The following is a 17,844-nucleotide window of genomic DNA, read 5'->3' on the forward strand; positions in this document are numbered from 1 at the left end:
TGCCCGGCGGATTTCGCGGCCTGACAGGCTTAACTGCTCACTCACGTTGTGGCCCTATGACGGGATCATGTATGTGTACCTGGTTGATGATGACCCGCTAGTCCTTGCGTCGCTGCGGGCTACGCTCGCGGTTCGCTACGAAACCCACGCCTTTCAGTCAGCCGAGGCCTTTCTGGCTGTCCTTGACGAACTGCCGCCCGGCGTCGCCCTGATCGACATGGCGTTGCCCGGGATGGATGGGTTCGCCCTCCACGACGAACTTTCCAGGCGGCATGCCCCGGTGTCGATCGTCTTCCTGACCGGGCGGGGGAATGTGCCGCTCGCCGTCGACGCCATGCGGCGCGGCGCTGTCGATTTTCTGTGCAAGCCGATCCGCCGCGCCGACCTGCTGTCCGCCTTGGACCGGGCGGCCGAGAGGCAGGCCGCCCTGATCGACAATCGCCGTCGCACCGACGCCATCTCCCGCCTGACCGAGAGAGAGCGCCAAGTCCTGCAGAATTTGGCGACCGGGGCGCCCAGCAAAGTGATCGCCCACAGGCTCGGCATCAGCGCGCGCACGGTGGAAATGCACCGGGCGCACATTTGCGAAAAACTCGGCGTACCCACTGCTGCGGCCGTTGCTCTCGGCTGCGCGGCCGGGCTGGTCACTTCGTCAGGCTGAGACAAGCCGTTCGATCGCACCCATGTTGGTGAAATGGCGCGCCACCGTGGATGATGCTGAGAACTATCAGGCCACTGTGCCGCTGCCAGGATGAAAGGTCGGAAGGCTTGCTGTTCGGCAGGCAGCCAAGGGCATAGTTCGACGCGTTGCAAACCTTGGAGCAGGTTCACTCAGTCGCTGTGATCGGACGCAGGGTGAGTTCGAGACCGTCGATCATCTGACCATCCGGGCCTTGTTGCCCGATCGAAAGTCGAGCTTCACCGCCACGGCGAAGGATCATGTTCGGTTCTTGAGGCTGGCTGCCTTCATCAAAGATGCTGACTTGTAGCGAAAGCTGGTCATTCCCATCGCCCTGAATTGGAGCCAAAGAGGCGTCCATTTCGAACAGCCAGTCGAATCATGCACTGTCACCGACGCATTCGGCGCTCGGAAAGGGCAGTCGTGCACCGGCTGCCAGCTCCTCGAACTCTCTTCGATCCATTTCCAAGCAGCCTTCCGATGGGAGGCTCCGTTTGGGCAAGTTGAGGTTTCCCTGTTCGATGTCGGCGCGCGGCCCGGAATCGGCTAGCGTTAGCGGATGCCCGCACTGCTTCCCCCCTCTCGACGTCTTGTCATTCGCGCTCCGGACGACTGGCATGTTCACCTTCGCGACGGGGATATGCTTCGGTCCGTCGTCGGATACACGGCGCGCCAGTTCAGACGCGCGATCGTCATGCCGAATCTGACCCCACCGGTCACCACGACCGCCGCCGCCGAAGGCTATCGCACCCGAATCCTCAACGCGCTGGATCCTGGCGGGACGTTCGAGCCCCTGATGACCTGTTACCTGACCGACGACGCCGACCCTGACGAGATCAACCGCGGTTTCGAAACCGGGGTCTTCGCGGCCTGCAAACTCTATCCGGCCCACGCGACCACCAACGCCGACCACGGGGTGACCGACGTCCGCAGGATCTATCCCGTCCTGGAACGGATGCAGCGCCTTGGCATGCCGCTATTGCTGCACGGGGAGGTGACCGACCCGGCGATCGACATCTTTGATCGCGAGGCGGTCTTTATCGAGACGATTTTCTCCAGGATCATTGCTGACTTTCCGGCGCTCAGGGCAGTGTTCGAGCACATCACCACCGCCGATGCGGTAGCCTTCGTCGAGAGCGGCGGCCCGAATCTCGCCGCGACCATCACCCCCCATCATCTGCGCCTGAACCGGAACGCCATGTTCGCCGGAGGTCTGCGCCCGCACGCCTACTGCCTGCCAGTGGCCAAGCGCGAGCGACACCGGCTCGCCCTGCGGCGCGCGGCGACGTCAGGCTCGCCCAAATTCTTCCTCGGCACCGACTCCGCCCCGCACCTGATCGGCCAGAAGGAGTCCGCGTGTGGATGCGCCGGCATCTTCAATGCCCCTTTCGCTATCGAAAGCTATGCGGCGACGTTCGAAGAAGATGGGGCGCTCGACCGGTTGGAAGGTTTCGCCTCTGAGCACGGCCCGCGCTTCTATGGCCTGCCCCTGAACACGACTTCCATCATTCTGGAGCGCGATCCTCTGGTTGTCCCGGAACGGCTTGCGGGGACATCCGAAGGCGACCTGGTCCCTTTCCACGCCGACGAAACCCTGCCATGGCGATTCCTGGGGCCCGTCTCAGCGCGATGACAGGCCTCCGTCGCCGAGGGGCTGTCGCAGCAACGCATTTACTCTTGGCACGATCAAATGAGTCAGAATTTCCAGGTCATTGGACAGGGTGATGGGGTTTTCCGCCAATGCCGACTTCAACGCCGACTTGAGCCAGACGCTCATGCCGGGACTCTCCAGAACCCAGGCGATGCGCTCGTCGATGGCGGCCAAGGCTGCGGCGGCCCGATCGTCTTTCCCGGTCATCATAGTTCACCCCATGCCAGTTGATCTAAGGATTGCAGTCGCCGCAGGATCCGGGATCGGCTTTCGCGGCCGGAACCGGGCGCTCCAGCCAATGACCGCAGCCGGCGCAGGTCAGACGCTCGGCGCGGATCTTCACCGTGGGCCCGCCGCAGTCCGCACAGGCCAGGCCCGGCAAGCGCTCGGTCACGACGTATCCCGGTCGACCGCAGGCGGGACAGGCGCTCCGGGATCGCCGGACCAGATCCAGCGTGGCGCGCCGGATCGCCTGCATCCTGTGGGGATTGCGATGGGCCCGCATGTCGGTTTCGACCAGAGCGCTCCCTGTCAGGCCGATGACGCGTTCGATCGCTCCGTCGAGGGCGTCCCAACCGCCGATATCCTTGATCAGCGCGACATCCGGCGCCGGCACCCGATCGATGGAGGCCGTGACGATCAGGCCATGGTCCGGAAAACCGATCCGGGCGCCGAAGGTCCGTCCCGCTTCGATCGTATTCACGATCTCGTGCGCGAAATTCGTCCTGATCCCGGCGAACTGGCCGACTAGTTCGAGTCCGGACAGACGGTCGATCAGGACCACGATCTCGCGCCCAAGGGGCAGGAACGGAATCAGAGGGTGAGGCCCGAAACTGCCTTCGCTGGCCAGACCGAAGCGCGCTTCAGGCATCAGATCGAAACCGGAGGCGATCTTTGCCCGCGCCGCGTCGAGCGGAGTCCCCCTGCGCTCGACCTCGCGGCTGAAGGTTCCAAACGCGTCGGTGTCCAGCCCGGCGGGCACCCCCACCTCGAGGCCCATGAAGCGAGCGATCACCGGCGTGATCGCCGTCTCCTTTCCATGCATCGTGGCCAAAACCGCCCGTTCGCCCGGCCATGGGGGGCCACCGTCCCGCGCCGGTAAAGGTCGCATTCTCCCCGGGGTCTCGCGGTGACGAAACGCCGCCTGGGTTGAGGATTGAGACACGGAACGCATGAGGAAACTCACTGCCAGAGCCAGGCCGCCGCGGCGGCGTAGAGGGCGATGCCGATCGTCAGGTTGAAGGGGAAGGTCACGGCCAAGGACGCGGTTACGTACACGCCGGGGTCCGCCTCGGGCGCGGCAAGCCGCATGGCGGCGGGGACCGCGATATAGGAGGCGGAGCCTGCCAGAATGGTCAGCAGGGCGGCGTTTCCAGCCTCGAGCCCGGCCATGCGCGCCAGGCCGAGGGCAATGGCGGCCGAAACCAGGGGAAAGGCCAAGGCAAAGCCGATCACGGCGGGGGTCATCTTGCCCCCCCCATCCATCAGTCTCCGCGCCGCGATCAGGCCGATGTCGAGCAGAAAGAAGCACAGGGCGCCCTGGAACAGCGGCCCGACGAACACCTCCAGCTTGGCCATGCCGGTCTGGCCGGAGACCAGCCCGACGACGAAGCTGCCGAGCAGCATGATCGTGGCCGCGCCGACGAACACCTCCTTGAGGATGGTCCGGCGACGTCCCGGCTCGCCGCGGCCCGCGCCGTTGAGCAGGAGCAGCGCCGTCAGGATGGCGGGCGTCTCCATGAGCGCCAGAACGGCGGCCATATAGCCGCCGGAGGTCATGCCGACCGCGGCGAGGTGCTGCTGGCCGGCGGCGAAGGTCACGACCGAGACCGACCCGTAGGTGGCCGCCAGCGCGCAGATCGTGGGCCGGTCCAGCCGCGACACCCGCTTCAGGATGATGAACGCCAGCAGCGGCATCAGGGCGCTGAGCGCCACGCCGATGGCCGCGGCGACGAGAAAGTCGCCGTTCAGGCCCGCATCGCGCGCCTCTACCCCGCCCTTGAAGCCGATGGCCAGCATCAAATACAGCGACAGCGCCTTAGACACGGGCTCGGGAATGGCGAGGTCGGAGCGCGCGAACGCCGCCGCCGCGCCGATGAAGAAGAACAGGATGGCCGGGGAAGTCAGGAGCGCAAGGCTGGACGGCAGGCCGAAGTCGGTCAATGGAGGCCTCCGTCCACAGAGGCGCCGTGACGTCGCGTAGCCTGAAGACATTCTGCCGGATGAACGAGGCTCATGGCCGGAGCACCATCGACAAGGACAGCACATGGTCGATCCGGTCGATCGCGCGGTCGTCCAGTTGGTTGAGGTAGCCGATTTCGAGGGAGACGGTCTCTCGCACCGGGATCGCCACGCCGACGAACGACCGTATCCGATCGAAGCCGCCGCTGGCCCCCCAATCCGTGTCATTCATGGCGACGAAGACCTCGGCGTGTGCGACGAACGACACATCAGGGTCCCGCCCGATTGGGCGGTCGTAGCAAAGCTGCTGGCGCAGCCGCCACCCGACGTCGTCGCCCGAGCTGACGAAGCGTTGTTCCAACCGCGTGCGTGCGCTGAACGCGCCGCTGAACGCCGGGCCGATGTTCAATGAAACCTGCTGCCCGCCGCGATGCTCGGTCGTGCCGGGTTGGCCGTCCCGCTCGACACCCTGATAGTGGTAGCCGGCCCACACAGTGGCTCCCGGACTTGCCCGATAACCGACGCCCAGACGCAGGATCCGCTGTTCCATCGCCGCGTCGTCGTTGAACCTGCCCTGCACCTCCACCGATCCCAGAAGGTCGCGCCCCATTGGCGCGGTGGCGCTCACCTGCGTCCAGAACCCGGAATTCTGGTTGCTCTGCGCGACAGCGGGAGTGGCCAAAAGCGCGGTAGCCGACGTCAGCGCGATCAGCAGCAGGGGTGGAAAACAGTCGGGCGCAAGTTGGGCTTTCGGGCAGACGACTGTGGTCAATGGAGTTGCGATCTCGACGTGGCGGGGTCGCATCCCATGGCGCTCGACTTGCCCCAAGGGCCAGTTTAATGGGCTCATGCACCCTATAAGCTCTGCTAATGATCGGGTCTGATGCATCGTCTCGTGAATCTCGATCTCGATCTGCTGAGGGCGTTCGTCACAGTCGCCGACACTAGCAGCTTTACCCGCGCCGGCGTTCGCCTGGGGCGCAGCCAGCCGGCGATCAGTCTGCAAATCCGCAGGCTGGAGAATCAGGTGGGCGTCGAACTGTTCAGCCGGAACGCTCGCGACGTGATCCTGACGGCCGAGGGCCAGACCCTGCTCCCGTCCGCGAATGCTCTGCTGCGCCTCAACGACCAAATCATCGCAGGGTTGAATGAGGGCGATGTCGAGGGCGAGGTGCGCTTCGGCGCCCCTGAGGACATCGCTACAGCTTTCCTGCCGCGTATTCTCGGCGATTTCGCCCGTAGTCATCCAAGGGTCAGTCTCGCAGTCACCTGCGACTACACCGCCAATCTGCTCGACCAACTTTCGAAAGGCGCGCTGGACCTGGCGCTGATAAAGCGCGAACCAATGGGGCCCGACCTCGGCGTGCGGGTGTGGCGCGAGCCGCTGGTCTGGGTGGCCGCAGACCCCGCCTTGGCCAAGACCCCGATCATCCCGCTGATCACCGCGCCGGCCCCGGACATCTATCGCAAGCGGGCTCTGGCGGCGCTCACCGAACAGGGCGTCGCCTTTCGAATCGCCTACACCTCGCCCAGTCTCGCCGGCCAGCACGCCGCGCTCAGAGCCGGGCTGGGGGTCGGCGTATTGTCGGCGACCATGACGCCGAAGGACCTCGTCACCCTGTCGCTCGACAGTGGTCTGCCCGACCTGCACGAGACGGAGATCGCCCTGGTGCGGGCGCGCGGCTCCCGCTCCGGCGCGGCGGACCTCCTGTCCGAGCAGGTGCTGCGATCGCTGGATCGCGATCATATCGCGCTGTGATGCCTGGCATCACGACTTATCATTGGCTCCGGACCGGCTTGATCGGCAGAGTGTCTGTGCGGCCCGGGCCCCTCTGGCGATCACTGTGATCGTGATGTCGGACCGCATCGGTGCGCTCGATGACGGGTCCGGCTTGTTTGTCCCCTTCGAACCGACGGTCTCGGCGGCGAGCGCTCCCGTTCTGAGAAGGAGAGGCTCCATGTCTATCGTGTTGGCGCGCCGGCTGCAGGGCTTCCATGTCCTGCTGGAGATGGCGCTGAGGAACGAGCGGGCCCGCCCGGGCCCGGATGATCGCACGGTCACAAACATCAAGAAGAAGAAGCTGGCCATCAAGGACCGGCTGGCCGTCTTCGACGATCGTCGGCTGCCGTCAAGGTCGCGCTAACGCCGGGAGGGTCGGCGGCTTCCCCTGGCCGCCGACCCGATCGCTCCCCACACCAACCCGTGATCGCGGCCTAGCCAGTGATCCGAAGAGAGGCCCGATGCCCAGAACAAACAGGACCCGGCGAAGGCGAGTTCAGGTCGATCCGCACGATGTCTGGACCGCGGGCGACGTCGCTCAGATGGACGCAGTCGTCGCCGCCTGCGCTCTGGTCGCACAGGCCGACGGCTGGGTCACGGCCGATGAACGCAAGCGGATGATCGACCGGATGAGCCAGTCGCCGAGCATCCGCTTCTTCGGACTGCATGAGGTGATGGTCGGTTTCGAAGCGCTGAACATGCGGTTCGACCGCGATCCGGACGACGGCGAGGCTGCGGCGGACGCTGCGGTCTCTGTCCTCCGGGGTCAGCCGGGACCCTCGCACCTGCTTGTCGACACGGCGTGTTCGGTCGCGGAAGCGGACGGCGGTTTCGACGCCGAAGAGCGCGAGGTTATTCTGCGCCTCTGCCGGCTGCTGGACCTTGATCCCGCGCGCTACGAACTGATCTCCGGCGAGGGAGGGCGGCGATGAGGATCAGCCCGATTTCGATGCCCGTCGCCCGTGGCTTGGCGGTTCAACTCTCGCAGATGACCTGCCGAGTCGCTGCACATCGGAGTTCGCCGACGACCCGCCCCGTGGAGCCACCCGGAGCGATCACCGACGACGCGGTCACCCGCCGAGCCAGCCGTCACACGTTCGACATCCGCGCCTGATCGCGGAAACAGGGCGGAGCTTGATCCATGGAATATCCAACCGAGGACGGTATGACCAAGCCGGTCTGGATGTGGGCGGCCTTTCTCGGCTCTCGTCGTTATCCTGCGCGTGCTCGACCTGGGCGTCCCGCACAAGAAGCACCGCGAGATTGCCGTCGTCGAGAGCCAGCTGATGTCGCTGGGGTATCTGACCCTTGGCCTCAGCTTCGGCGTTTTGATCTTCGTCGGCTCGACGGTCTTCGTCGCCGACCTCATGGAGTGGGAGAAATGCCCCGCCGCCCCTCCCGGCGCGTGACCTTCGCCATCCTCGCGACGGGCGTCCATTGGTCGCTGTGGCGCACCGGCCCGGTCAAGACCGCCGCGGCTGAGCCATGACGCTGGACCCGGACGATGCTTTGATGGCGGGTTACCGTCGCTTCCGCTCGGCAGTCTGGCCGGCCCAGGCGGAGAGGTATGCTCGGCTGGCCCGACGGCGCCAGCGACCGGCGACGGCCGTCATCGCCTGCTCCGACGCCCGGATCGATCCGCAGACCATCTTCGACGCGGAGCCGGGCGAACTGTTCGTCATTCGCAATGTGGCCGGGCTGGTCCCAGAGTATGCGCCCGATGGCGGGTGTCACGGGACCAGTGCAGCGCTCGAGTATGCGGTCAAGATTCTCAAGGTCCGCCGGATCGTGGTGCTCGGGCACGCGCAATGCGATGGCATTCATGCGATGATTCATGGTCCTCTGCGGAGCGCCCCCGACTTCTTGGCGCCGTGGGTGGACATCGCCGAGCCGGTGATGTGGCCCATGCCCGAGCAGGGCTCCGGCGAGACGTTCGAGGCGGCGATCGAGGACGCCGTGCTCCGTCAGTCCCAGACCAATCTGAGGACGTTCCCGTGGATCCGGGAGGCCGAAAAGTCCGGTCAACTAGCCTTGTCGGCGTGGAAGTTCAGCATTGCCACGGGCGAACTGACGACCGTCTAGACGGAGCTATTGGGGATGATTATCGGCCGGATGAGCACAACTCATTGGCCTGCGCCGAGGAACATAGTCAGCGTGACTGGGCGGCCCGGGCCCCTCTGACGATCATGGTGATCGTGATGTCGGACCGCATCGGGTGCGCCCGATGCCGGGGTCCAGTCCTTCCAGAGTCCCCTCGTCCCGGCCAGGAGCGCGCCCTTTCAATCCAGGAGAGGCTCGATGGCGACCCGTCCGACGCGCTGGTTTAGGCGCTACAGCACCTTGATGGCGTTTGGCATTGTGACTGCCTTCTCATCGTTGGTCATGGCCTTTCGTTCGCCCCGGACCAGACCGCGCAAGGCCCGCTGATCCATAAACGGAAAACACCTTTCACACTATCCAGCGGCCACTGCGCCATCAACAGCCATTCTGGCGGCACGCCACAGACTCGAGGAACTTGTCGAATGAGGCCCACCATCCGATCCATTTTCGTCACCCTGGCTACAGGCGTGGCTCTCACCGCATGTGAACCGATTGATACTTCGGTTCTGCAGGACATCGAAAAGGCGGCGGAAACGGCCCGCACCACCGCTGACAGCCTGAACTCACGCGGTCACGAGATCCAGGGCGCCATTGCCGACCCGGTCGGGGCATTGCGCACCGCCGCCCTCGGAGCGACCTTCACCAAGACTCCAACCGCCGAGGCGAACCTGTTCATGTTAACCGACCTGCAGACCGGCTGCCAATGGCTCGCGACCTATGGCCCGGACAACAAGGCCGTCAGTATTGCGCCGCGCACCGAGCGAAGCGGGACAGAAACCCGGCAGCTATGCCTTGTGATCGATGCCGGCGCTCCTGGGGTTGGCGAAAGACCGCAATGACGCTTTCCTCGACCCCGTCCGTATTGGGCCTCTCTTTTGGTGACGGCGGGATGAGCCGCCCCCAGGTCCCGTTCTCTGCGCCCAGTTCGCTACACCCAGACCGCCCCGGGATTTCCGGAGGATGTCTGTTTAAGTTATGCGGCGATGGGACGTCGTCCTTGTTCTCTCGCCTGCAGAGAGCCGTTCCGCTGACCCGTGTCCGGCTAACGAGATGCTGCCTCGACCGGAAACATTCAGAGAATCGCTCTTAGCGTCTAACCGAACCGATTGATCCCACCATGCCGGCCGATGCCCTGTTCCTGTTGTTAGGCCTCGTCCTGCTGATTGCGGGCGGGGATCTTCTCGTGCGCGGGGCGGTCCGGATAGCGGAGAGACTCCGTCTCTCGCCGATGCTCATCGGCCTGACGGTGGTGGGTATGGGCACCTCGACGCCCGAACTCGCCGCAAGCCTGAAGGCCAGCCTGGCCGGGTCTCCGGGCATCGCCCTCGGCAATATCGTGGGATCGAACATCGCCAACACACTCCTGATCCTCGGGGTGGCCGCCCTGATCGCACCCATCGCGGTCAATGCCCGCGCCCTGTGGCGCGATGGCGGCGTGGGCATCCTGGCGGCTCTGGCGCTGCTGGCCGCGGGTGCGACGGTGGGCCTGTCGCGCGAGGCCGGAATCGCCTTCCTGGTCCTGATGGCGGGGTACATCTACTACGCCTACCGCCAGGAGCGTCTGGGGGCCCCGCACAGCGCCGGCTATGATCGCGCCGTGGCGATGGAAGAAGTCGACCCGGCCCTGATCCCCCGCGCCCAGCCGGCGGGGCGACTGTCGGTCGCACTCCTGCTGTTCCTCGCCGGTCTCGCTCTGGTCGTAGGCGGCGGCAGTCTTCTGGTGGAGGCCGCCATCGGCATCGCCGAACAACTCGGTGTCAGCGACACCGTTATCGGACTTACGATCGTGGCGGTGGGGACGTCCCTGCCGGAACTGGTCACCTCCGCCTTGGCGGCCTGGCGCAGGCAGGGGGACATTGCCCTCGGCAATGTGCTAGGCTCCAACATCTACAACATCCTGTTCATCGGCGGCCTCACAGGGGCCGTGGCGCCCACCACTGTGCCGGCCAGCATCATGGCCTTCGACCTCTGGGTCCTGGTCGTTGTCTCTCTGGTCGTGATGGTGTTCGCCTTTACGGGCGGTCGGCTGAGCAGACGGGAAGGCTTGGTTCTCGTCGCCGCCTATGTCGCCTACGCGGCCTACACCGCCGGCCTTTTCTGAACGCGGCGGTCCTGGCCGGGTCGGTACCGTCATAACCCGGCATGCAAGCCTTGCTGTTGGCGAACGCTCTGACTTTTGAGCTGGTCTATCGGTCCTGCTTATCGGTCGCATCACCATAACGCATTGGCGTCAGGCGGATGCGCGGCGCAGTCTGCTCATGCGGCCCGGGCCCCTCTGACGATCATTGCGATCGTGATGTCGGACCGCATCGGGTGCGCTCGATGCCGGGGTCCAGACCTTCCAGAACCCTGATCCCGGCGGCGAGCGTGCCCCTCATTCAAGGAGAGGCTCGATGACGACCCGTTCGACGCGCTGGTTCAAGCGCTACAGCACCCTGATAGCCCTTGGCATTGTGACGGCATTCTCATCGCTGCTCATGTCGGTTCGCGTAGCTCGGTCCAGGTCGCGCAAGGCCCGCTGAACCTCGGCGGACCTTCCAAATCGACGGTGATCGATCCAATCACCGTCGACGACGGCGCCTAGCGGCTGAACATCCCGCTTTCGGTTTGGCGCGGATAAAGGCGGCGGGGGATCGCCACCCGTTTCGGCGTGTTGATCCTGTGTGCCAATTGCGTAGCCGTGCTACCATCCGGCCCGCATTCCTTGGCGGGCATCGCTCACCACAGCCTTATCCATCGGAGATTCGATATGCCCCTTCTGCTATGCCCCAACGACAACGCCTCAATGACAACCGTCAACCGCAGCGGCGTCGAGTTTGACATGTGTCCGACTTGTCGGGGCGTGTGGCTTGACCGCGGCGAACTGGAAAAGCTGATCGAGGATGGTGGCAGTCAAGGTGGACAGTCGCCCACGCCAACGACTTACGCGATGCGCCCACCAGAGCGTGATCACCGCAGAGATCGCGACGACGAATTCGGTCGTGACGAAGGTTACCGCAAGAAGAAGCGTCGCGACATCTTCGATATCTTTGACTGAGCAATTCGAACCGATTAACTTTTCATTGATAGGCATCGGCCACTGCTGAAAGTCGATTGGGATCAGCTGCGCTGGCCGTTCCGTGTGCGACAAGGCATCCCAGACAAGGACCAGAAGATACCGATGCGCGATGTCTTGCTTCAAATCGACACCTAACCTATGGCGAATATCGATACCTGAACACGTCAGCATGCCGACAGTTCGCCGACAGCGGCAACCCGATTATGGGCATCTACGCGGGACGTAGGCATAGATCTGCCGGAACGGCAGTTCGTCCCGTGCTCACGCTGGCGCGTGCAGCTGCTCGATCCGTTCCAGCTCGCCGCGGCCCTCAATCGCGGCCTTGGACAGGTCGTGCGTGGTCTGGAGGTTGATCCAGTACTGAGGGGATGTGCCGAAGACCTTGGCCAAGCGCAGCGCCGTATCGGCGGTGATGGACTGCTTCTCACGCACCAGGCGCTCTATACGGGCCCGGTCCTTAAGGCCCATCGCCTTGGCGAGGGCACCGGCGCTGAGATCGTAAGCGGGCAGGTAGTCTTCCCGAAGGTGCTCGCCAGGGTGCGGCGCGGGGGCCGCGAAGTTGGCGAAGTCATGCGTCGCCATCGGCGGACTTCTCTCTTTCTGGCCCGACACCCGGGCCGTTCCACCAAGCCCCCGCTCAGTGGTAATCGACGAACTCAACGTCCTCCGGACCCTGATCGGTCCATCGGAAGCAGATGCGGAACTGGTCGTTCACACTGATCGACCACTGCCCCGCCCGATCCTCCTGGAGGCGGTGCAGACGGTTTCCCGGCGGATGTTTGAGATCATCGAGCCGCGTCGCCGCATCCAGCTGGAAGAGGCTTCGCCGCACCCGCTTGAAGAGGTCCGCCGGGAAACCCTTGGGGCAGTTGCCCTCAAAGACCTCCCTAGCTTGCTTGCCCTTCCAACTGAGGATCACGGCGAGAGCCTTCCACGCACAGCTTGTAGCGAGACGTGCTACACAAGTCAAGCTTTTGTAGCGCGATTCGCTACATCGGTGACTCGCTTGGAGTCGGCCATTTCGCGTGGGCCTACGGCAGCATCAGAGCTTCAATCGAACACCTGGTCCGCATTGCGAATCCGGTGGGAGAAAGACAACGCCGGCATTCTCTAGCGCGTCCTGCATGCGTCGCATGTTGCTCGTGAGGATCGCCCCTTTCCCAGCTTCGAACCGAAGGATGGTCGAGTCGGCGACGCCGGACAGCGACGACAACTCTCTGACGCTAATCTTCAGCGCTGCACGAGCCATTCGGACTTGGCTGGGCTCCAACATGAAAGAAATTCCTTCTTGCGTGACGGAATTTCGTTGACTCACTCGCGGAAATTCGGTCGAGTGTAGGTGAAATTCCATCAAACTCCACCGTTCAGCATGTTCTGAGCGACCGGGCAGCTGCGCGGGAGGTCACGCATGCTTGGCCACCGACACGTATCGTTATCGAAGCGGAGGGGAGGGCGACGTCCTCCCGACCATCGTTTAGCCGCTGCCTTCCTCCGCAACGCCCGCACCTTCCACGCCATGGCCTGGACCAAGCATGACCGCTCAGGGGGCAGATCGGCCTACCCGAGCGCAATTGCCATAGAACTCGGCTTGAAGGCCTATCTCCTCCATCGCGGGTTCTCCGACGACTGGAACCGCATCCATCTGCGTCATGATCTGAAGAAGGCTCTCCGGTGCGCCCGGCTGGCCGGACTGCGAGACTTGCCAGTTGGGTTAGCCGACCTCGCCGCAGTCCTTGGACCGCTCTACGCCTCAGGGAATTTGCGATCCGGTTTGGTCGAGCCGGTCCTGCCGATTTCGCCCGAGGTCGCCGACAGAGTGATCAGTGGCCTTCTGGACCTCGTCGAGGCTGCCATCGGGGTCGAAGGACAGGTAGGGCCATGAGCCTTGGCTGGTTCCGATGCGGGCGAGGGCGCACGCAGGCCGCAGAACCGGACGGGCGTCGTGTTCTGGTGCGAGCGATCCAGCAACTGCCGCCCGAATGCCACGACGTCTTCGTTCTGCACCGATTCGAGGACATGCCGCTGGACGAGGTCGCAGCGCATCTCGGGATCGACCAAGCATTGGCCGAAGCGCGCCTGGCCGAGGCGCTCGTCCGGCTGTGCGGTGTGGTCGACGAGGCGGAAGCGCGGCACTCTTCTGAACGCTCGTGAGGGTCGAGGGCAGGATAGGCTTTGCGCCGGCATTGTCTGACAGGCTTGGCCGTATTGACCCTCATTGCGTGGTGGCGAGCAGCGCCGTTCGCCCGCTTCAACCCCGCTTCGCGCCCTGCGGGCTGCGGCAAGGCCGCAGGCATTGACCCGGTCGGCCGCCGCCGCTGAGGGCTTGGCGCGGATCGAGGGGTCGATCCGCTTTGCGAGAAAGCGGCGGCCGGAGGTTTGCGAGGGAGAGGTTACGAATATGCGCGCGGTTATAGAGCGGACAGCTTGGCGGGCATGCACGTCCAGCCGTCATCAGAGCCCCTGGCGCGTCGGGGTCGGACTCCGCCCGCCCGTCGAATTGGCGTACAGTCGGCCTTCCACGTCACCGACACCTGGCCCGATGATCTCCCGATCAGCCCGGCCGAGCTTCTGGCGGTGGAGGCGTGGCTTGGCGAGGTGCTCGACGAGATTCTGGGTCCGCGCCTCTGAGAGGAGCAGGACATGACCCGGAAACCTATTGCCACGACAGCAGGCGTTCAGACCCGGGCTGCCCTCTACCTTCGGGTCTCGACCGGACGGCAGGCCGTCAATGACCTGTCGATCCCTGACCAGCGCCGTCAGCTTGAAGCCTACTGCGAGACCAAGGGATGGGAGGCAACCGCGGAGTATGTGGAGCCGGGCAACACCGCCACCGACGACCGGCGCCCATCTTTCCAATCCATGATCGAGGCGGCGCTGGCCAAGCCGCCAGCGTTCGACGTGATCGTGGTGCACAGCTTCTCGCGGTTCTTCCGCGACCAGTTCCAGTTCGAGTTCTACGTCCGGAAGCTGGCGACGAACGGGGTGCGTCTGGTCTCGATCACCCAAGAGCTGGGCGACGACCCCATGAGCGTGATGATGCGCCAGATCATGACGCTCTTCGACGAGTATCAATCCCGCGAGAACGCCAAACACACGCTACGAGCCATGAAGGAGAACGCCCGCCAGGGGTTCTGGAACGGCGCCCGGCCGCCCATCGGCTACCGCATCGTCGCGGCCGAGCAGCGCGGGGCCAAGATCAAGAAGACGCTGGAGATCGATCCGCTCCAGGCCGAGACGGTTCGGACCATCTATCGCTGGGCGCTTACCGGCGATGGCGCGCAGGGGCCGATGGGACTGAAGACCATTGCGACGCGGCTCAACGATCAGAACATCCGCACGCGAGACGGCGGGCGCTGGGGGATCGGCACGGTCCATCAGATTCTGACCCGCTCGACCTACATGGGCGAGCATCGGTTCAACACGCGAGACCACAAGACCAGGACGCCGAAGCCTGAGTCCGAGCACGCTGTCATGGCCGTGCCGCCCATTGTTTCGAAGGCGGACCATGAGGCTGTCCGTGCGCGCCTGGCGTCGCGGAATCCGAAGTGGACGCCGCCGCGCGTCTCGACCGGGCCGAACCTGCTGACGGGCATCTGCTTCTGCGGATTCTGCGGCGGCGCCATGACCCTGAGGACAGGAAAGGGTCAGGCGGGCGGCCAGTATCGCTACTACGCTTGTTCAACCAGGGCTCGGATGGGCGAGGCGGGATGCACTGGTTTGGCCGTTCCCATGCACAAGCTGGATGATGCGATCATCGACCACCTGGAAACCCGACTGCTCGACCCGGAGCGTCTCGCGGCGCTGATGGAGCAGCTTCTGGATCGCCGCCAGGAATGGGCCGACCAGAGGCGCAGCCACATTGCGGAGATGCGCAAACGCGCGACCGAGGCCGAGGCCAAGCTGAACCGGCTCTATGAGGCCATCGAGAACGGCCTGCTGGCGCCGGACGACGCTTCGCTGAAAGATCGCGTCGCTGAGCTTTCCAGCACGCGCGATCAGGCCAGGGCGGACGCCGAGCGCATCAGCGCCTCAGTGGAGCGGTTGGCGCCCACGATCACACCGGACGCCTTGGCGCGTTTCGCCACCGTCGCGCGACGCAAGCTGCGGGATCGCACCAGCGGCTATCGGCGCGATCATCTCCGCGCTCTGACGCAGCGGGTGGAGGTCATCAGCAAGACCGAGGCGCGCATCATCGGCTCGCGAACGGAGCTTCTGCGGGCCCTGGCGTCCAGTGGTGGTGGGAATTACGCCGCCGCTGGCGGAGTTCTCGGTTTTAAACCGAAGTGGCGCACCCGAGAGGATTCGAACCTCTGACCCCTGCCTTCGGAGGGCAGTACTCTATCCAGCTGAGCTACGGGTGCGTCGCGGCCTAGGACCGGAGCGGCTGCTTACAGCATGGGCAAGACCGTCTCAATCCCCGATGCACGATCCGACCCAACGGCTTCGCTTTGCGCCGGGCGCGCGGCCTCGCTATACCGCGCGCACCCTTTTCCTTCCCGACCACAGACAGAGAGAGCGCATGGCCAAGATCAAGGTCGCAAACCCCATCGTGGACATCGACGGCGACGAGATGACCCGCATCATCTGGCAGATGATCAAGGACAAGCTGGTCTTCCCGTATCTGGACCTGGAGCTGGACTATTACGACCTGGGCATGGAGCACCGCGACGCCACCGACGACCAGGTGACGATCGACGCCGCCCACGCCATCCAGAAGCACGGCGTCGGCGTGAAGTGCGCCACCATCACGCCGGACGAGGCGCGGGTCGAGGAGTTCGGCCTGAAGAAGATGTGGAAGTCGCCCAACGGCACCATCCGCAACATCCTGGGTGGCGTGGTCTTCCGCGAGCCGATCATCTGCTCGAACGTGCCGCGCCTGGTGCCTGGCTGGACCCAGCCGATCGTCGTCGGCCGTCACGCCTTCGGCGACCAGTACAAGGCCACCGACTTCCTGATGCCGGGCGCCGGCACCCTGTCGATCAAGTTCGTCGGCGACGACGGCCAGGTGATCGAGCACGAGGTGTTCAAGTCGCCGTCGGCCGGCGTGGCCATGGGCATGTACAATCTGGACGACTCGATCCGCGACTTCGCGCGCGCCTCGTTCAGCTATGGCCTGAACCGCAACTATCCGGTCTATCTGTCGACCAAGAACACCATCCTGAAAGCCTATGACGGCCGCTTCAAGGACCTGTTCCAGGAAGTGTTCGACGCCGAATACGCCGACAAGTTCAAGGCCGCCGGCCTGACCTATGAGCACCGCCTGATCGACGACATGGTGGCGGCGGCCATCAAGTGGTCGGGCGGCTTCGTCTGGGCGTGCAAGAACTACGACGGCGACGTGCAGTCCGACGTGGTGGCGCAGGGCTTCGGCTCTCTGGGCTTGATGACTTCGGTGCTGATGACGCCTGACGGCCGCGTGATGGAGACCGAGGCCGCCCACGGCACCGTGACCCGCCACTATCGCCAGCACCAAAAGGGCGAGGCCACCTCGACCAACTCGATCGCCTCGATCTTCGCCTGGACCCGCGGCTTCAAGCACCGCGCCAAGCTGGACGGCAACGCCGAGCTGAACGAGTTCGCCGAAACGCTGGAGAAGGTCGTGGTCGACACGGTCGAGTCCGGCTTGATGACCAAGGACCTGGCCCTGCTGGTCGGCGATCAGCAGAGCTGGCTGACCACCGAAGGCTTCCTCGACAAGGTGTCGGAGAACCTGCGCAAGGCCCTGCCCCAGCTGGGCTGAGCCATCACCCAATCGTCAGGCCCGCCGGATCGCCTCCGGCGGGCCTTTCTGATTTTATGACCGCATCCGAAGGCCGGGAGGGCTCATGGGTCGCAAGCGCATCGTCGGGGCGGTCGTCGTCCTTCTGGTCCTGTTCGCCGCCGTTTGGCTGGCGTCGCCGATCCTGACCGCGCGCGCGGTGATCCAGGCCGGCAAGGACGGCGACGAGGCGCGGCTGGAGCAGCACGTCGACTTCCCGGCGCTGCGCGCCAGCCTCAAGGACGAGCTGGGCGCCCGGCTGAGCCAGGAGATGCGCGACGACCCGCGCCTGTCGGGCGGCCTGGGCGGCCTGGGCATGCTGCTGGCGCCGTCGCTGGTGTCTGGCGCGGTGGACGCCCTGGTCACGCCGCGCGCCGTGGCCTTCATGGTCCAGGAGGCCCGCGCCCCCGAACCCGCCGACGCCGTCCGCCCCGTCGAGGCCGAGCCCGAAGCTGCGCGCGAGCCCGGCCGGCGCGTGCGCCAGGCCTGGGCCTATCGCGACCTGAACACCTTCGCTGTCACCCTGTGGCGCGAAGACCGGGCCGACGACCGCCTGGCTCTGTTGCTGGAGCGCCGTGGCCTATTCGAGTGGAAACTGGCGGCCGTCGATCTCACGCCCGAATCCTCACGCTCTTAA

At 64.9% G+C, this 17,844-nt stretch carries 24 protein-coding genes and 1 tRNA gene; 16 read left to right on the forward strand and 9 right to left on the reverse strand.

Annotated features, from left to right (window positions below):
• The first annotated feature begins 67 nt into the window (after window positions 1-67).
• On the forward strand, window positions 68-661 hold the full coding sequence (locus tag E4M01_RS02715; RefSeq protein WP_135062365.1) for a response regulator transcription factor: 594 nt from the start codon (window positions 68-70) through the stop codon (window positions 659-661).
• A gap of 166 nt (window positions 662-827) precedes the next feature.
• Here E4M01_RS02715 and E4M01_RS02720 read toward each other — a convergent pair whose 3' ends face one another.
• Window positions 828-1,040 (reverse strand): hypothetical protein, encoded by a 213-nt coding sequence (locus tag E4M01_RS02720; RefSeq protein WP_135062363.1) that lies wholly within the window; start codon window positions 1,038-1,040, stop codon window positions 828-830.
• A 198-nt stretch (window positions 1,041-1,238) separates the two neighbouring features.
• Here E4M01_RS02720 and pyrC point away from each other — a divergent pair, with 198 nt between their 5' ends.
• Window positions 1,239-2,312: a dihydroorotase gene (pyrC, locus tag E4M01_RS02725; RefSeq protein WP_135062361.1), complete on the forward strand. Its 1,074-nt coding sequence runs from the start codon at window positions 1,239-1,241 to the stop codon at window positions 2,310-2,312.
• On the opposite strand, the gene E4M01_RS02730 is transcribed toward pyrC, so the two are convergent.
• The 4 genes from E4M01_RS02730 to E4M01_RS02745 all read right to left on the reverse strand — a co-directional run bounded on the left by E4M01_RS02730 (window position 2,301) and on the right by E4M01_RS02745 (window position 5,283).
• Complete coding sequence (locus tag E4M01_RS02730; protein ID WP_209316063.1) at window positions 2,301-2,504, reverse strand: hypothetical protein; 204 nt, start codon at window positions 2,502-2,504, stop codon at window positions 2,301-2,303. The genes pyrC and E4M01_RS02730 overlap by 12 nt on opposite strands.
• Window positions 2,505-2,562: 58 nt before the next feature.
• Window positions 2,563-3,345, reverse strand: coding sequence for a DUF6671 family protein (locus tag E4M01_RS02735; RefSeq protein WP_209316064.1), 783 nt, complete (start codon window positions 3,343-3,345; stop codon window positions 2,563-2,565).
• Window positions 3,346-3,512: 167 nt separating this feature from the next.
• Entirely contained in the window at window positions 3,513-4,493 is a 981-nt protein-coding gene (locus E4M01_RS02740) for a sodium-dependent bicarbonate transport family permease (RefSeq protein ID WP_245158193.1), read from the reverse strand.
• Between the two features lie 70 nt (window positions 4,494-4,563).
• Window positions 4,564-5,283, reverse strand: coding sequence for a DUF2490 domain-containing protein (locus E4M01_RS02745; RefSeq protein WP_167765302.1), 720 nt, complete (start codon window positions 5,281-5,283; stop codon window positions 4,564-4,566).
• A gap of 111 nt (window positions 5,284-5,394) precedes the next feature.
• On the opposite strand from E4M01_RS02745, the gene E4M01_RS02750 reads away from it, so the two are divergent.
• From E4M01_RS02750 to E4M01_RS02785, 8 genes are all read left to right on the forward strand, one after another.
• Entirely contained in the window at window positions 5,395-6,270 is an 876-nt protein-coding gene (locus tag E4M01_RS02750; protein WP_135062356.1) for a LysR substrate-binding domain-containing protein, read from the forward strand.
• 199 nt (window positions 6,271-6,469) lie between these two features.
• Entirely contained in the window at window positions 6,470-6,655 is a 186-nt protein-coding gene (locus E4M01_RS14240; RefSeq protein ID WP_167765300.1) for a YdcH family protein, read from the forward strand.
• Between the two features lie 97 nt (window positions 6,656-6,752).
• Window positions 6,753-7,223, forward strand: coding sequence for a TerB family tellurite resistance protein (locus tag E4M01_RS02760; RefSeq protein WP_167765298.1), 471 nt, complete (start codon window positions 6,753-6,755; stop codon window positions 7,221-7,223).
• 291 nt (window positions 7,224-7,514) lie between these two features.
• Window positions 7,515-7,700, forward strand: coding sequence for a hypothetical protein (locus tag E4M01_RS02765; protein WP_135062353.1), 186 nt, complete (start codon window positions 7,515-7,517; stop codon window positions 7,698-7,700).
• A gap of 103 nt (window positions 7,701-7,803) precedes the next feature.
• Window positions 7,804-8,373: a carbonic anhydrase gene (locus tag E4M01_RS02770; RefSeq protein WP_245158192.1), complete on the forward strand. Its 570-nt coding sequence runs from the start codon at window positions 7,804-7,806 to the stop codon at window positions 8,371-8,373.
• A gap of 440 nt (window positions 8,374-8,813) precedes the next feature.
• Complete coding sequence (locus tag E4M01_RS02775) at window positions 8,814-9,230, forward strand: hypothetical protein (RefSeq protein WP_135062351.1); 417 nt, start codon at window positions 8,814-8,816, stop codon at window positions 9,228-9,230.
• Between the two features lie 278 nt (window positions 9,231-9,508).
• The gene (locus E4M01_RS02780) at window positions 9,509-10,492 is read left to right on the forward strand and encodes a calcium/sodium antiporter (RefSeq protein WP_135062350.1); all 984 of its coding nucleotides are present in this window, start codon (window positions 9,509-9,511) and stop codon (window positions 10,490-10,492) included.
• Window positions 10,493-11,140: 648 nt separating this feature from the next.
• Entirely contained in the window at window positions 11,141-11,428 is a 288-nt protein-coding gene (locus tag E4M01_RS02785; RefSeq protein WP_135062349.1) for a zf-TFIIB domain-containing protein, read from the forward strand.
• Between the two features lie 282 nt (window positions 11,429-11,710).
• On the opposite strand, the gene E4M01_RS02790 is transcribed toward E4M01_RS02785, so the two are convergent.
• The 3 genes from E4M01_RS02790 to E4M01_RS14660 form a co-directional block, all read right to left on the reverse strand.
• A complete protein-coding gene (locus E4M01_RS02790) occupies window positions 11,711-12,031 on the reverse strand; it encodes a HigA family addiction module antitoxin (protein WP_135062348.1) in 321 nt (106 codons plus the stop codon).
• Between the two features lie 55 nt (window positions 12,032-12,086).
• A complete protein-coding gene (locus tag E4M01_RS02795) occupies window positions 12,087-12,368 on the reverse strand; it encodes a type II toxin-antitoxin system RelE/ParE family toxin (protein ID WP_135062347.1) in 282 nt (93 codons plus the stop codon).
• Between the two features lie 123 nt (window positions 12,369-12,491).
• Window positions 12,492-12,800, reverse strand: coding sequence for a helix-turn-helix transcriptional regulator (locus E4M01_RS14660; protein ID WP_349677572.1), 309 nt, complete (start codon window positions 12,798-12,800; stop codon window positions 12,492-12,494).
• Between the two features lie 237 nt (window positions 12,801-13,037).
• Here E4M01_RS14660 and E4M01_RS02805 point away from each other — a divergent pair, with 237 nt between their 5' ends.
• From E4M01_RS02805 to E4M01_RS02820, 4 genes are all read left to right on the forward strand, one after another.
• Window positions 13,038-13,331 (forward strand): hypothetical protein, encoded by a 294-nt coding sequence (locus E4M01_RS02805; protein WP_135062345.1) that lies wholly within the window; start codon window positions 13,038-13,040, stop codon window positions 13,329-13,331.
• A complete protein-coding gene (locus tag E4M01_RS02810; protein ID WP_135062344.1) occupies window positions 13,328-13,600 on the forward strand; it encodes an RNA polymerase sigma factor in 273 nt (90 codons plus the stop codon). The genes E4M01_RS02805 and E4M01_RS02810 overlap by 4 nt, the downstream gene beginning before the upstream one ends.
• 273 nt (window positions 13,601-13,873) lie before the next feature.
• Entirely contained in the window at window positions 13,874-14,077 is a 204-nt protein-coding gene (locus E4M01_RS02815; protein WP_135062343.1) for a hypothetical protein, read from the forward strand.
• Between the two features lie 12 nt (window positions 14,078-14,089).
• A complete protein-coding gene (locus tag E4M01_RS02820) occupies window positions 14,090-15,763 on the forward strand; it encodes a recombinase family protein (protein WP_135062342.1) in 1,674 nt (557 codons plus the stop codon).
• Here E4M01_RS02820 and E4M01_RS02825 read toward each other — a convergent pair.
• Window positions 15,734-15,810, reverse strand: a tRNA-Arg gene (locus tag E4M01_RS02825). The two genes, E4M01_RS02820 and E4M01_RS02825, sit on opposite strands and share 30 nt — an antisense overlap.
• 158 nt (window positions 15,811-15,968) lie before the next feature.
• On the opposite strand from E4M01_RS02825, the gene E4M01_RS02830 reads away from it, so the two are divergent.
• Together E4M01_RS02830 and E4M01_RS02835 are read left to right on the forward strand one after the other, a co-directional pair.
• The gene (locus E4M01_RS02830; RefSeq protein WP_167765296.1) at window positions 15,969-17,189 is read left to right on the forward strand and encodes an NADP-dependent isocitrate dehydrogenase; all 1,221 of its coding nucleotides are present in this window, start codon (window positions 15,969-15,971) and stop codon (window positions 17,187-17,189) included.
• An 85-nt stretch (window positions 17,190-17,274) separates the two neighbouring features.
• Entirely contained in the window at window positions 17,275-17,844 is a 570-nt protein-coding gene (locus E4M01_RS02835; RefSeq protein WP_135062340.1) for a DUF2939 domain-containing protein, read from the forward strand.

Source organism: Brevundimonas sp. MF30-B, assembly GCF_004683885.1.
In the GTDB taxonomy this organism is placed as follows: domain Bacteria; phylum Pseudomonadota; class Alphaproteobacteria; order Caulobacterales; family Caulobacteraceae; genus Brevundimonas.